General features: G+C 64.6%; 14 protein-coding genes. 9 read left to right on the top strand and 5 right to left on the bottom strand.

The annotated features are described in order from the left end of the window. Positions 1–22: 22 nt before the first annotated feature. The gene (gene rpsT, locus IDT60_RS09860) at positions 23–283 is read right to left on the bottom strand and encodes a 30S ribosomal protein S20 (protein WP_011692086.1); all 261 of its coding nucleotides are present in this window, start codon (positions 281–283) and stop codon (positions 23–25) included. A 169-nt stretch (positions 284–452) separates the two neighbouring features. Next, complete coding sequence (locus tag IDT60_RS09855; protein WP_191081742.1) at positions 453–1,001, bottom strand: type II toxin-antitoxin system PemK/MazF family toxin; 549 nt, start codon at positions 999–1,001, stop codon at positions 453–455. Positions 1,002–1,164: 163 nt separating this feature from the next. Here IDT60_RS09855 and lepA point away from each other — a divergent pair, with 163 nt between their 5' ends. Further along, positions 1,165–3,021, top strand: coding sequence for a translation elongation factor 4 (gene lepA / locus IDT60_RS09850; protein ID WP_191081741.1), 1,857 nt, complete (start codon positions 1,165–1,167; stop codon positions 3,019–3,021). 24 nt (positions 3,022–3,045) lie between these two features. Then, positions 3,046–4,275 carry a radical SAM family heme chaperone HemW gene (gene hemW / locus IDT60_RS09845; protein WP_191081740.1) on the top strand — a complete coding sequence of 410 codons (1,230 nt, stop codon included), beginning with the start codon at positions 3,046–3,048 and terminating at the stop codon, positions 4,273–4,275. A 139-nt stretch (positions 4,276–4,414) separates the two neighbouring features. Here hemW and IDT60_RS09840 read toward each other — a convergent pair whose 3' ends face one another. Together IDT60_RS09840 and IDT60_RS09835 are read right to left on the bottom strand one after the other, a co-directional pair. Next, positions 4,415–4,825: a DUF4870 domain-containing protein gene (locus tag IDT60_RS09840; RefSeq protein ID WP_164199636.1), complete on the bottom strand. Its 411-nt coding sequence runs from the start codon at positions 4,823–4,825 to the stop codon at positions 4,415–4,417. A 145-nt stretch (positions 4,826–4,970) separates the two neighbouring features. Beyond that, entirely contained in the window at positions 4,971–5,819 is an 849-nt protein-coding gene (locus tag IDT60_RS09835) for a DUF3097 domain-containing protein (RefSeq protein WP_191081739.1), read from the bottom strand. Positions 5,820–5,992: 173 nt separating this feature from the next. On the opposite strand from IDT60_RS09835, the gene hrcA reads away from it, so the two are divergent. The 3 genes from hrcA to IDT60_RS09820 all read left to right on the top strand — a co-directional run bounded on the left by hrcA (position 5,993) and on the right by IDT60_RS09820 (position 8,992). Then, positions 5,993–7,006, top strand: a complete 1,014-nt coding sequence (gene hrcA, locus IDT60_RS09830) for a heat-inducible transcriptional repressor HrcA (RefSeq protein ID WP_164199639.1) — start codon at positions 5,993–5,995, stop codon at positions 7,004–7,006. A 73-nt stretch (positions 7,007–7,079) separates the two neighbouring features. Further along, positions 7,080–8,207 carry a molecular chaperone DnaJ gene (gene dnaJ, locus IDT60_RS09825; RefSeq protein ID WP_191081738.1) on the top strand — a complete coding sequence of 376 codons (1,128 nt, stop codon included), beginning with the start codon at positions 7,080–7,082 and terminating at the stop codon, positions 8,205–8,207. Positions 8,208–8,209: 2 nt separating this feature from the next. Further along, positions 8,210–8,992 carry a 16S rRNA (uracil(1498)-N(3))-methyltransferase gene (locus IDT60_RS09820; protein ID WP_191081737.1) on the top strand — a complete coding sequence of 261 codons (783 nt, stop codon included), beginning with the start codon at positions 8,210–8,212 and terminating at the stop codon, positions 8,990–8,992. A 3-nt stretch (positions 8,993–8,995) separates the two neighbouring features. Here IDT60_RS09820 and IDT60_RS09815 read toward each other — a convergent pair whose 3' ends face one another. After that, positions 8,996–9,955 (bottom strand): GerMN domain-containing protein, encoded by a 960-nt coding sequence (locus tag IDT60_RS09815; protein WP_223883941.1) that lies wholly within the window; start codon positions 9,953–9,955, stop codon positions 8,996–8,998. Positions 9,956–10,326: 371 nt separating this feature from the next. Between IDT60_RS09815 and IDT60_RS09810 the strand changes: the two genes are divergently transcribed. The 4 genes from IDT60_RS09810 to era are packed head-to-tail and all read left to right on the top strand — an operon-like array spanning position 10,327 to position 14,168. Continuing rightward, positions 10,327–11,412 (top strand): PhoH family protein, encoded by a 1,086-nt coding sequence (locus IDT60_RS09810; RefSeq protein WP_164199645.1) that lies wholly within the window; start codon positions 10,327–10,329, stop codon positions 11,410–11,412. Next, on the top strand, positions 11,409–11,882 hold the full coding sequence (gene ybeY, locus IDT60_RS09805; RefSeq protein ID WP_164199647.1) for an rRNA maturation RNase YbeY: 474 nt from the start codon (positions 11,409–11,411) through the stop codon (positions 11,880–11,882). The genes IDT60_RS09810 and ybeY overlap by 4 nt, the downstream gene beginning before the upstream one ends. Further along, positions 11,879–13,210, top strand: coding sequence for a hemolysin family protein (locus IDT60_RS09800; protein WP_164199650.1), 1,332 nt, complete (start codon positions 11,879–11,881; stop codon positions 13,208–13,210). Before ybeY ends, IDT60_RS09800 begins: the two co-directional genes overlap by 4 nt. Then, positions 13,194–14,168: a GTPase Era gene (gene era / locus IDT60_RS09795; RefSeq protein WP_164199652.1), complete on the top strand. Its 975-nt coding sequence runs from the start codon at positions 13,194–13,196 to the stop codon at positions 14,166–14,168. The genes IDT60_RS09800 and era overlap by 17 nt, the downstream gene beginning before the upstream one ends. Positions 14,169–14,262: the final 94 nt, after the last annotated feature.

Below are 14,262 nucleotides of genomic sequence, written 5' to 3'. Positions count from 1 at the left end.
TCAGTTCAGTGAACTGGAAACCTTACAGTGCGTTGACCTTCTTGGAGATCGCCGACTTGCGGTTCGCTGCGTTGTTCTTGTGCAGAACACCCTTGCTGACAGCCTTGTCCAGCTTGCGGCTGGCGGCAACCAGGGCAGCAGCGGCTGCATCCTTGTCAGTGGACTCAACGGCGGTGTTGACGGCGCGGATGGCCGTCTTCAGCTCAGACTTGACTGCGTTGTTGCGCAGGCGTGCCTTCTCGTTGGTGAGGATGCGCTTCTTCTGGGACTTGATATTAGCCACGTGTGAACTCTCTTTTTAATGCGGAAATGGTCTAGAGGGCTTTCAGATTGGCCATTGACTGAGCGGCGTGGGGATACCTATGGCGACCAACCATGAGTGGCCGTCGACCTGCACGGACACACAGCTATAAAGAATAGCAGAACCCCTGGTGGCTGGCCATTTAGGCGGGCTACGTCCAGCCGTGTCGCCGGCGCAGCCCCGCAGCCACCAGATCGAAGCGCTTCCGGTCCAGGACTGCACCGTCGCGCCGTATGGCGTCCGGGGCGATCTGCAGGATCCGGCTGAGGTTGGCTTCGCTGGGCCTCCGCTGCCGGTCCCACCTGCCGGTGCCAATGTCCACATAGTCCTCGGACCGGTGGCCGTCCTGGTCGTGGTCCCTGCTGGTAAGCATCAGCGCGAGCAGGTATCGCCCGCTCGTGCCCACCAGCAGGACCGGCCGGTCCTTGCCCCGCGAGTGGTCCTCCTCGTACGGGACCCAGGCCCACACGATTTCACCGGGGTCGGCGCTCCCGTCGGGGTGCGGCGCGTAGCGGACAGAGGAGGCTCCGCTGAAGTCCCCGGGATAGGCCGTGGAGATGGCAGATGGTGCGGGCGGAGATTGGCGGGCCTTCCCCGGGGAGCGCTGTGGCGCTGGCGCGGCTACCCCGGACCGTATCTTTTGCAGCACCCTGATGGATGTCCGTACGGCGTCGGCCAGTGAGCGGAGGTTGATAGGCATGGGAAAAACAATATCGCCGACCGGCACCGCGCGTTTGCTGCTGAATGCAGTGCGTTGCCCCCGGACGTGGGACACTTGAGGTTCAAAATGTGCGGTCCGGCCGCAGGGTGCCTTTGGTGCGTCCTGGTGGCGGCCGCGTGACTGCCAACAGTAAGGACCCTGCGTGTCTCCCATGGCCCGCACCGCCCCGGTGCCCGCCGCGACAGATCCGGCAACCATTCGGAATTTCTGCATCATCGCGCACATTGACCACGGTAAGTCCACCCTGGCCGACCGGATGCTGCAGTTGACCGGCGTGGTTCAGCCGCGCGATATGAAGGCCCAGTACCTGGATCGCATGGATATCGAACGCGAGCGCGGCATCACCATCAAGTCCCAGGCCGTTCGTATGCCGTGGGAACTCGATGGCAGCAGCTACGCCCTGAACATGATCGACACCCCGGGCCACGTGGACTTCACCTATGAGGTATCCCGCTCCCTGGCAGCCTGCGAAGGCGCGGTCCTGCTCGTGGATGCGGCCCAGGGCATTGAGGCGCAGACCCTCGCCAACCTCTACCTGGCGATGGAGAATAACCTCACCATCATTCCGGTGCTGAACAAGATCGACCTTCCGGCGGCCCAGCCCGAGAAGTACGCGGCCGAGCTCGCAAGCCTGATCGGTGGCGACCCCGAAGATGTCCTCCGGGTTTCGGGCAAAACGGGGATGGGCGTCGAGGCCCTGCTGGACAAAATTGTCCGGGACCTGCCGGCCCCCGTGGGCGACCCCAATGCTCCCGCGCGCGCCATGATTTTTGATTCGGTCTACGACACTTACCGCGGCGTCGTCACTTATGTCCGTGTGGTTGACGGCATGCTGCATCCCCGTGAGCGTATCCAGATGATGTCCACACGGGCCACGCACGAACTCCTCGAGATCGGCGTGAGTTCACCGGAACCCACCCCGTCCAAGGGTCTGGGCGTCGGCGAAGTGGGGTACCTCATCACGGGAGTGAAGGACGTCCGCCTGTCCAAGGTCGGCGATACCGTCACCAACCTTGCCAAGCCGGCCGCTGTTTCGCTCCCGGGCTACGCCGATGCGAAGCCCATGGTGTTCTCCGGACTTTATCCGCTGGACGGCACGGATTATCCGGTGCTCCGCGACGCACTGGAGAAGCTGATGCTCAACGACGCCGCGCTGGTCTACGAGCCTGAAACGTCGGCTGCGCTGGGCTTCGGCTTCCGTGTGGGTTTCCTGGGCCTGCTCCACCTGGAGATCACTCGGGAGCGCCTCGAACGTGAATACAACCTCGACCTCATCTCCACGGCACCCAACGTGGAATACGAGGTGACCCTGGAGGACAAGAAGGTTGTCCATGTGACCAACCCGAGCGAGTACCCCTCCGGTAAGATCGCCGAAGTCCGCGAGCCGATGGTTTCCGCCACCATTTTGGCGCCGAACGAGTTCGTCGGGGCCATCATGGAACTCTGCCAGAGCCGGCGCGGCGTGTTGGGCGGCATGGACTACCTCTCCGAGGACCGGGTTGAGATCCGGTATCGCCTGCCCCTGGCCGAGATTGTCTTCGACTTCTTCGACATCCTTAAATCCAAGACCCGGGGCTACGGCTCGCTGGACTGGAAGGCCGACGGCGATCAGGTGGCCGATCTGGTCAAGGTGGACATCATGCTGCAGGGCGAGCAGGTGGATGCATTCTCCGCCATCACGCACCGGGAGAAGGCCTACGCCTACGGCGTGATGATGACCACCAAGCTGCGCGAGCTGATTCCCCGCCAGCAGTTCGAAGTGCCCATCCAAGCGGCGATTGGCTCACGCATCATTGCCCGCGAAAGCATCCGGGCCATCCGCAAGGACGTCCTGGCCAAGTGCTACGGCGGTGACATCTCGCGTAAACGCAAGCTGTTGGAGAAGCAAAAAGAAGGCAAGAAGCGCATGAAGATGGTGGGCACGGTGGAGGTGCCGCAGGAAGCATTCATTGCCGCCCTCACCACCGACGAATCAAAGGACAAGGCCAAGAAGAAGTGACCCACGCGCAGCGAGGCCACCGCAATGCCTAGCGTCCTTCCCCTTGGTGACCCGGCGCCGTCGGACGGTCTGCTGCCTGCCCAGGCAGCAGAGGGTGCGACGGCCCGGAACTTCGGGCTCTACGTGCACATCCCGTTCTGCGCTGTCCGCTGCGGATACTGCGACTTCAACACGTACACGGCCACCGAACTCGGCGGGGGCGCGTCCCAGGACGCGTACGCGGACACTGCCATCTCCGAAGTCAGGCTCGCCGCGCGGGCGCTGGCTGAGTCAGGCCTCCCTGCCCGGCCCATGAGCACGGTGTTCTTCGGCGGCGGCACGCCCACGCTGCTCCCGGCCGAAGACCTGGCCCGCATTCTCGGTGCCGCAATCGGAGAGTGGGGGCTTGAGGCCGGTGCCGAAGTCACCACTGAAGCCAACCCCGATTCCGTCACCCCCGAATCGCTGGCGCTGCTGAAGAACGCAGGCTTCACCCGTGTCTCCTTCGGTATGCAGTCCGCCGTCCCGCACGTGCTCAAAGTCCTGGACCGCACACACACGCCCAGCCGCGTGCCGCAGGTGGTGCAGTGGGCGCGCGAGGCAGGACTGGCCGTGAGCCTGGATCTGATCTACGGAACACCGGGCGAGTCCCTCGATGACTGGCGGTACTCCCTGGAAACCGCATTGTCCTACGAGCCGGATCACATCAGTGCCTATGCCCTGATTGTGGAGGACGGCACAAAACTGGCCGCACAGATCCGGCGGGGCGAAGTCCCCGGGATTGACGACGACGACCACGCCGACAAATACGAGCTCGCCGACCAGCTGATCGGCGAAGCAGGGCTGGCCTGGTATGAGGTCAGCAACTGGTCACGGACGCCGGAGCAGGCGTGCCGGCACAACCTGGCCTACTGGCGCGGGGATGACTGGTGGGGGATCGGACCGGGCGCGCATTCGCACGTGGGCGGGGTCCGCTGGTGGAATGTCAAGCATCCCACCGCTTACGCGGGGCGGCTGGCGCAGGGGTTGTCACCCGCCGCAGGGAGGGAAACGCTCGACGCCGAAACCCGGGATATGGAGCGCGTGATGCTTGAGGCGCGGCTCGTCTCGGGGCTGGCCGTCGCCTCGCTGGGAGAGTCGGGCCGCCATGCTGTTGCCGGGCTGATTGCCGAGGGCCTCGTGGAGCCGCGTGCCGCCTTCGCCGGCACGTTGATCCTGACCCTGAAGGGTCGGCTGCTGGCGGACGCCGTGGTCCGAAGGGTCCTGCCGGACTGACCGGCCCAACCAGCGCAGGGTCACTTGTTAACACTCGCAGGCTCGCGTCGGGGCCCTCGGGACCCCGTTTAGCAGGTGGATGGGCCCACGCCTGCAGGGTTCCCTGGCCGAGCTTGCGAGGCGAGGGTGCAGGTGGGGATTACTTAATCCAGCGCAGGTTGTACTGGTAGCGGTGCGGCTGGCCCTTATTAACGTGGATGCCGGCGGCCACCGAGAAGCAGGTCAGGGCAATCCAGATGAGGGTGGCAATGACGGCGAAGATGTTGCCCACCACAGGAATGAACACCAGCAGGTTGGCCACCAGTGCCGCGATGGTGGGCGGCAGGCTGAAGTTCAGTGCTTCCTTGGATTCCTGCGCGGTGAAAGGCCCGCGTTCACGGAAAATCAGGTAGATCAGCAGGGACGGCACGCAACCGAGGATCCCGCCAAAGTGTGCCAGTGTGGCCCATTGGCGGTCTTCACTGGCCGTCAGGGGCAGCGCATTTGCGGGAACGCCCTGGTACTCGGAACGGCCTTGGTCGTCCCGGTGCTCGCGTGCGTTTTGTGCCACGGTTTCATCCTTCGAAAGTGCAATGGTGCTGGTTTGGAAACGACCGGTCTGGTGAAAGGCAGTCTCCGCAGTACCAAGAATACTGGCTGTGGCGCCAAATGCCGCCGTCGGCTGTACGGGCCGGGCCCTGCCGGGCTGCGAAGAGCTAGGGTGCCGTCAGGAAGTCGATGACTTCCTCCACCCGCCCGAGCAGCGACGCTTCCAGATCGGCGTAGCTGCGGACTGCCCCCAACAGCTTCTGCCAGCCAAGGCCAATGTCCTCCTTGGTGGAGTGCGGCCAGCCGAACGCTGCAAGGATGCCGGTCTTCCAGTCCTGGCCCCGCGGCACCACCGGCCACTGCTCAATACCAAGAACTGCCGGCCGGATCGCCTGCCACACGTCGACATAAGGGTGCCCGACGATCAGCACGTTGCCGGCTGCCCCGGGGGAAGACATCACAGCCGAGGCAATGCGCCATTCCTTGGAGTCCGGCACCAGATGGTCTACCAGGACCCCCAACCGCCGGCCGGGGCCGGGGCCGAACGCGGCAACCGCCCCCGCGAGGTCATCGATACCGTGCAAAGGCTCCACGACGATGCCCTCCACGCGGAGATCATCACCCCACACCTTTTCGACGAGTTCGGCGTCGTGCTTTCCTTCCACCCAGATCCGGCTCGCCTTGGCCACCTGGGCACGCTGGCCCGCCACGCGGACGGAACCGGATGCTGTCCGGCCGGCAGGCACAGCGGCGGCCTGCCGGGGCGCCGGAGGCATCAGCCTGATCGGCCGGCCTTCCAGCAGGAACCCGTACCCCAGCTTGAAAGAACGCGACTTGCCCCGCCGGTCTTCGAGCGCAACCACATGCATGCCACCGGACTTCTCCACCCGGGTGACCGCTCCAACCCAGCCGGACTGGGCATCCTCCAGGACCATGCCGCGTTCCACAGCAACCTCGGGAAGTTCGTGCCGAACGGGCGCGGTAATCTCCTGCGGACCCCAGTTCTGGTAATGCATGGATTGATTCCGCCTCGCGCTAGATCGGGCCCCGGCATGTTCGCCCGGAGCGGTACCAATGCTAACAACGGGGTGAGTCATATTAGACTGTTAGCACTTAGGCATGTCGAGTGCTAACGAGCCTCGACCCGTGCCCTGCCAACTCAGGGCGCAACCATGGATGGAGGTGGAGTGTGAGCGAGCCGCGCAAACTGGAAGTACTGCGGGCCATCGTGGAGGACTATGTGCACTCCCGCGAGCCCGTGGGTTCCAAAGCCCTGGTTGAACGCCACCATCTGGGCGTGTCCAGTGCAACCATCCGCAACGACATGGCTGCCCTCGAGGACGAGGGCCTGATCACTGCACCGCACACCAGCGCCGGCCGGATCCCCACGGATAAGGGCTACCGGCTGTTTGTGGACCAGATTTCGGCAGTCAAGCCGCTGTCCCCGGCAGAACGGAAGGCCATCCAGTCCCTCCTCGAGGGCTCGGATGACCTCGACGACGTCCTGGACCGGACCGTCAGGCTCCTGTCCCAGCTGACCAACCAGGTGGCCGTGGTCCAGTACCCGCACCTGAGCCGGGCCACCATCCGCCATATCGAATTTGTGCTCCTGGCCCCGCGCCAGGTCCTGCTGGTACTCATCGCCACCACCGGCAAGGTGGAACAGCGCGTGATCGACATCGGCCAGGATCTTGGTGAGGACGCTATTGCCGCCCTGCGCTCACACTTCCTCGGGTCGCTGGCCGGCACGCAGCTGAGCCGGCTGGCGCAGTCGCTCCCGGCCGTGGTCTTCTCCGTCGCGCCCGGACAGCGGGCAGCTGCCCAGGCGCTGGCTCACGGGCTGGAAACGCTGGCCCACAACAGCCGTGAGGAGCGCATGGTGATGGCCGGAACAGCGAACCTGGCCAGATCCAATGTGGATTTCCCCCTCAGCATCGGTCCGGTGCTTGAGGCGCTGGAGGAACAGGTGGTTTTGCTCCGTCTGCTCAGCGAGATGGCGCAGGACCCGCGTGGTGTGGCCGTCAGCATCGGCCGGGAAAATCCCTACGACGGGCTGGCCGAAGCCTCCGTGGTGGCCACAGCATACGGGCCGGACAGTACGGCCAAGGTCGGCGTCCTGGGTCCCACCCGGATGGACTACCCGACCACCATGGCCGCCGTCAGGGCAGTAGCCCGTTATCTGTCAAGAATTCTGGGTCCGTAACAGCCGGTCCAGGCACGAAGAGCAATGCCGGCAGTCCCGCTGCCGGCAGTACAACAGGGAAGAGATACGAACTTTGAGCAGCCACTACGACGTCCTCGGAGTCTCGCCGGAAGCCACCGGAGAAGAGATCAAGAAGGCCTACCGCAAGCTGGCCCGCACCCTTCACCCGGACGTGAACCCCGGGGACGATGCGTCGGACCGCTTCAAGGCCGTGACCCACGCCTACGAGGTACTTTCGGACCCCCAGAAGCGCCGCGTCTATGACACCACCGGCAATGAGAACGGTACGGACAACGGTTTCGGCGGCGGTGGATACGCTGGCCAGGGCTTCGCCTTCCAGGACATCTTCGATACGTTCTTTGGTGCCGGCGGAACGTCGGGCCCGGCGTCCCGGGTACGGCGGGGCCAGGACGCGCTGATCAGCGTTCGGATCGAACTCCGCGACGCCGTGTTTGGTGTCAACCGGAAACTTGAAGTGGACACCGCCGTTACATGCCCCACCTGCAACGGCTCCTGCTGCCGCGAGGGCAGCCACCCCGTCCGCTGTGATATCTGCGGCGGCAGCGGCCAGGTCCAGCGGGCTGTGCGGTCCATCCTGGGCCAGGTCATGACGGCAGCCCCGTGTGGCAGCTGCGAAGGCTTCGGGACTGTCATCAAGGATCCCTGCAACGAATGCAGCGGCCAGGGCCGCATCCGCAGCCGCCGGTCACTGACCATCAAGGTTCCTCCCGGCGTCGCAACAGGTACCCGGATCCAGTTGTCCGGGCAGGGCGAAGCCGGTCCGGCCGGGGGACCATCCGGCGATCTGTACGTCGAGATCCGGGTCAACAACGACCCCACCTACGTCCGTGACGGTGATGACCTGCACGCAACGCTCCACATTCCGATGACCGCCGCTGCCTTGGGCACCGAAGTGTCGCTGGAAACCTTCGACGGGCTGCAGGAGATCGACGTCAAGGCGGGGACGCAGGCCGGCGAGGTCATCACGCTGCGCGGCCTCGGCGTCACCCACCTTCGCGGCTACGGCCGCGGTGACCTGATGGTCCACCTGCAGGTTGAGACGCCCTCGAAGCTGGACGCCGCGCAGGAGGATCTCCTCCGGCAGCTGGCCAAGCTGCGCGGGGAACAGTTCACTGAGGGCAAGCTGACTGCAAGCGGCGGCGTCTTCGCCAAGCTTCGGGACCGGCTCGGTAACCTGTAGCGGTGAGTAATCCCGTCTTCTTCAGCGGTGCCGGGTCGCTGGACCAGCTGGTGCCCGGGGCCCGCTACACCCTTGGCGGTCCCGAGGCCCGCCACGCCGTAACGGTCAAACGGCTGGCGCCGGGGGAGTCCGTGGACATTGCGGACGGCGCCGGAAAGCGGCTGACCGGAACGGTTGTGGCAGCATCACCGGCCGAACTGACCGTTGAATGCGCCGAACTGGTTGTGGAGCAACAGCCCGACATCCGGCTGGTCCTGGTCCAGGCCCTGGCCAAGGGCGACCGCGATGAACTTGCCGTGGAAACTGCCACTGAATTAGGGATCGACGCCGTTGTTCCCTGGCAGTCGGAACGCTCGATTGTGCGCTGGAAGGGTGAGCGCGCGGCCAAGGCCCATGCCAAATGGCAGTCCGTGGTCACGGCAGCCGCCAAGCAGGCCCGGCGGGCGTGGATCCCGGAGGTGCGCGCCGCCGTCGAAACCCCCGGTCTGGTTTCCGCTGTGGCAGCAGCGGACCTCGCGGTGATCCTCCACGAGGACGCGGTCCGGCCGCTCCGCTCGGTGCTGGAGGCCTGGCACGCATCCGGTCCCGTTGCAGGCCCCCGGGAAATCCTGCTCATTGTCGGGCCCGAGGGGGGAATCAGCCCCCGCGAAGTCACCAGGCTGTGCGGTGCGGGGGCCGTGACCGCGCTCCTGGGTCATCATGTCCTGAGGTCATCCACTGCGGGACCGGCGGCCGTGGTGCTGGCCAGCGACGTGCTTGGACGCTGGTGCGCCCCGGCACCCTGAGCATTAGCTGACGTTGAACTTCCGCGTGTCCACGTTCAGCTCTTCCTGGCCGGTGCCGCCGTCATCTGCCTGTGAGACGCGGAGTTCATAGCTGCCGGAGGAGAGGCTCAGGGCCAGGGTGAACACGCCGGACTGGGCGGCGTCGGTGCCTGCGGTCGTCTCGCCGGTCAGGTAAGGCGTCTTATCCCCGTTCCCTGCCGTACGCAGGATCTGCCAGCGGAGCTTGCTTCCGGCAACGGTACTGCGGCCGGTGATCTTGACGCTGCCGCCGGCAATGTTCGTACCCTCCTGCGGATCAATGATCCACACCGGAGCCACCATGCCGGCGGCACGGGACATGGGAGCACCCAACTGGATGTGGCCGAAAGCAACATAGTCAGTGTGGCTGTCCACCAGGACCCTGACCTGAATCTGCTGGCCCGAATCGATGAGGCCGGAACTTGCCGCCGCGGCCGTGGCGGTGAAGACCAGCTGCTGGACGGCTCGGACAGCCATATCGGCGTCGAGATTGCTGTTAAAGGCGTCCTCGGAAACATCGACCGTGATGACGTTCTTTCCCGAAATCGATGTTGCGAGCTTCGCCGGAGACTGCCATGGGGTAAAGAAGTCGGGGTCCAGCGGCTTCTCGGACATCATGGCGCGCAGTGCACGCGTTACGGGGTTCTCCTGTTCCGGGACGTCGCGGAACTCCCGGTACAGGAAGGCGTTGCCATCGTTCCGGCCGATCCAGTACACAGGAGCTTTGTTTGAGGACTGGGTGGTCTCCAGGGGAGCGCTGGTGGAAGGCACTCCGGGCGAGCCGGTGGCGGCGGTGCCGGAGTTTGCCGTCATGGTCGGCTCGGGGCCGGCGTCTGCAATGCAGCCGGTCAGCAGGAGGAGCGCTGGCAGGAGCCCCAGGGCACCCCGGATGCGGACAGGCCGTGAAGCGCGTCCGGCTGTGCGGGGGGTGGGTGATTCCGGCACTCTGATGGCTTGCCCTTCCTGGCTCTGAATGATGAGGCCGCGGCCTCCTGAGCCGGTCCCCCGACGGCCTGAATTTCAAGCATTGCATAGTGCTGCACACCCGAAGCGTCCCATTCGGCTGTTGCGCCTAACTGCAACGGGAACGATATGAGCCCGATATGAAGTTGATATCTAATGACGTCACACGCCGCATCCGAGCGGCCCCGGGCTTCCTTGCCGCCGGGTCCGTTCTGTCGCCGCGGCAGGGGTGTCCTGGCGTAAGATGGAAGGAATCCGCTGGCTCCCGCGTGCACGGCCACAGCCCGCCCATGCAGCATCCAGCGGTATTTAAGTCCGAATTGGAGGAGACCACGGGCCCGCGGGCCAGCACCATGACTGAATCAACGAACGGAAAGCGCCGGCTGAATACCGACCGCGCCGCCGGAGAATTCCCCCATTCCCTTCCCGGTGTCCGGACGGAGGTGGTTCTCTTTGACAACTCCGATCAGATGGTCCAATCCCTCGGCAGCCATGATGAGGCCCTGCGGTATATCGAAGAACAGTTCCCGGCCGTCAACTTCCACGTCCGCGGAAACGAACTTTCCATCAGCGGTCCCGCCAACGAGGTGCCCCGCATTATGCGGCTGCTGCACGAAGTGCGCGGCCTCGTTGCCCGCGGCACAGTCATCAGTCCGGCGGTCCTGCAGCAGCTTGTCGCGCTGCTCCGCAGCCAGTCCCTGCAGAATCCGGTGGATGTCCTCACCCACGACATCCTCTCCAGCCGCGGGAAGACCATCCGGCCCAAGACGCTGAACCAGAAGAATTACGTTGACGCGATCGACGCCAACACCGTGATTTTCGGGATCGGCCCTGCCGGCACCGGCAAGACGTACCTTGCCATGGCCAAGGCCGTCCAGGCGCTGCAGCAGAAGGAAGTCAGCCGCATCATCCTGACCCGGCCCGCCGTCGAAGCCGGCGAGCGGCTGGGGTTCCTGCCTGGAACGCTCAGCGACAAAATTGATCCTTACCTGCGCCCGCTGTATGACGCCCTCCACGACATGATGGACCCCGAATCGATCCCGCGCCTGATGGCCGCCGGAACCATCGAGGTGGCGCCCCTGGCCTACATGCGCGGACGTACCCTGAACGACGCCTTCATCATCCTTGACGAGGCGCAAAACACCACGCCTGAACAGATGAAGATGTTCCTGACCCGCCTTGGCTTCGGATCCAAGATGGTGGTCACCGGGGATGTCACCCAGGTTGACCTGCCCTTCGGCACCCGGTCGGGGCTGCGGATTGTGGAGGAGATCCTGCAGGGAATCGAGGATGTCAATTTCACGATCCTGGATTCCACGGACGTGGTCCGCCACCGCTTGGTGGGTGACATCGTCCAGGCCTACAGCGTCTGGGACGAGGTTCAACGGAACAAGGTCAAACACTCGGTAAGCCGGGAAAAGCGGGGGGAGCACGCATGAGCATCGAAGTGAACAACGAATCCGGCATCCACGTGGATGAGGCCGCGCTCGTCGCGTTGTCCCGCTACATTTTTGAGCAGTTGTATATCCATCCGCAGGCTGAGCTTTCCATCCTGCTGGTGGACGAACCCGCCATGGAAAAACTGCACATCGAACTCATGGACGAGCCCGGCTCTACTGACGTGCTCTCGGTGCCCATGGACGAACTGACCCCTGGCACGCCGGACCGGCCCACGCCGCAAGGAATGCTGGGAGACATTGCCGTGTGCCCCCAGGTGGCGCAGGTCCAGGCCGCCAACGCCGGGCACGCCCTGCAGGACGAGATGCTGCTCCTGACCACCCACGGCATCCTCCACCTCCTGGGCTACGACCACGCTGAGCCCGAGGAAAAGGAAGAGATGTTTGGCCTCCAGCGTCAACTGCTTTCCGGATTCACCGGCAAGGACGCACCTGCAGAGACGACGCAGTGACGCCCCTGCTCCTTGTTGGCATGGCCTTGGTATTCCTCAGCACTGCCGCCCTCCTGACAGCTGCGGACGCCGCATTCACCTTCCTCCCGCGGCATGACGCCGAAGACGCGCTCCTTAAAAGCCGCGGCACCGCCATGAGACGTATCCTGGCCCAGCCGGTGGCGCACATCCGGGCCCTGCGTTTCTGGCGGATCTGGTTCGAAATGGCGTCGGCCGTGGCCGTCGCAGTTCTGCTGCACAGCCTGCTGGACAACGTGTGGCTTGCCGGCCTGGCAGCCACCGGCATCATGGCCCTGCTGGGCTTCGTGATTGTCGGAGTCTCCCCGCGCCAGATCGGCAGGCTCCATTCCGCAGCGGTAGTCCGCTACACGGCGCCAATGATCCGGTTCCTGACCTGGATCCTTGGCCCCATCCCGGGGTGGCTCGTGGCGATCGGCAGCGCCGCCGCACCTGGCGCTCCGGCGGGAGATGAGGCGTTCTTCAGCGAACAGGAATTCCGCGAGCTCGTGGACCGTGCCTCCGAATCAGACATGATCGAAGACACCGAAGCGGAGATGATCCAGTCAGTCTTTGATTTCGGCGACACACTGGTGCGGGCCGTGATGGTCCCCAGGACGGACATCCTCAGTATCGACGCCGGTTCCAGCCTCAGGCGGGCCATGTCGCTGTTCCTGCGCTCCGGCTATTCCCGGATCCCCGTCATCCGGGACAACACGGACCAGATCCTGGGAATTGTCTACCTGAAGGACGTCGCTGCCACCCTGCACGAGCTCGGACCCGGTGACGAACCGCCTCCCGTCGAGGCACTGGCCCGCGACGTCCGGTACGTTCCGGAGTCCAAGCCGGTCAGCGACCTGCTGCGGGAACTGCAGAAGGAGTCAACCCACGTTGCCATTGTCATTGACGAATACGGCGGCACGGCGGGTTTGGTGACGCTGGAAGATCTCATCGAGGAGATCGTCGGCGAAATCGTGGATGAGTATGACACCGAAAGCGCGGAAGCTGTGGCCCTGGGCGACGGCTCGTTCCGAGTCAGCGCCCGGATGAGCATTGATGACCTCGGCGAACTTTTCGATCTCGAGCTTGACGACGACGAAGTGGACACCGTGGGCGGGCTCCTGGCCAAAGCCCTCGGCCGGGTGCCCATCGTCGGCAGCCATGTGGAAGTGGACGGCATCTCGCTGCGCGCTGAACGGCTTGAGGGCCGGCGCAACCGGGTCAGCCACATCATTGCGGCGGCCGTACCAAAAGTAGACACTGACCTTGAAGACCTCTTCGACGAGGCGGAAGCAACCCAGCAGGGAGTTCCACGTGAGCAAGAAAAATAGCCGCCCGGTCAACCAGGGTTCCGACAAGCCGGACTACGGCGGCTACCGGGCAGGGTTTTCCGTCCTGGTGGGGCGCCCGAACGCCGGCAAATCAACCCTGACCAACGCGTTGGTAGGACAGAAGGTGGCCATCACCTCTGCGAAACCGCAGACAACGAGGCACACCATCAGGGGAATCGTCCACCGCGACGACGCCCAGCTGATCCTGGTGGACACCCCCGGCCTCCACCGGCCCCGCACGCTACTGGGAAAACGGCTGAACGACCTGGTGGCCGACACCCTGGCTGAGGTGGATGCCATCGGCTTCTGCCTGCCTGCCAACGAGAAGATCGGCCCCGGCGACAAGTTCATCGCCGGCCAGCTCGCCCAGGTGGGGAACAAACCGGTCATTGCCATCGTGACCAAGGCAGACCTTGTGGACCGCCAGGCCCTCACCGAGCAGCTCCTCGCTGTCGCTGCCTTGGGCCGCGAGGTCTTTGGTGAGGACGGCTGGAAGGACATCGTTCCCGTCTCCGCCGCCGACGGCTTCCAGGTCGAGACCCTCGCCGACGTCCTGATCGGCCACATGCCGCCGTCGCCCCCGCTGTACCCGGACGGGCACCTGACGGACGAACCGGAAGCGGTGATGATCGCCGAACTCATCCGTGAGGCCGCCCTCGAGGGCGTCCGCGACGAATTGCCGCACTCCCTGGCCGTCGTCGTTGATGAAATCGTTCCGCGGGAAGGCCGCCCCGAAGACCGGCCGTTCCTTGATGTGCGGGTTAACCTGTACGTGGAACGCCCGTCGCAGAAAGCGATCATCATCGGCAAGGGCGGCGCCCGGCTTCGCGAGGTCGGCACCAATGCCCGCAAGGGGATCGAAGCGCTGCTTGGCGCCCGGATCTACCTGGACCTCCATGTCAAGGTAGCCAAGGACTGGCAGCGGGACCCAAAGCAGCTGGTTAAGCTCGGCTTCTGACACAGCGCCACGCCCTGACCCGGCCGTCACCGGGAAGTTCCCAGATTGGGCAACTAAAATAGGCCGGATGGAATTTTTCGAGGAAGGTACACCA

Source organism: Pseudarthrobacter sp. BIM B-2242 (assembly GCF_014764445.1).
Lineage (GTDB): Bacteria > Actinomycetota > Actinomycetes > Actinomycetales > Micrococcaceae > Arthrobacter > Arthrobacter luteus_A.
Note: the sequence above shows the minus strand (reverse complement) of the source record. Positions and strands in the feature narration are given on the sequence as shown.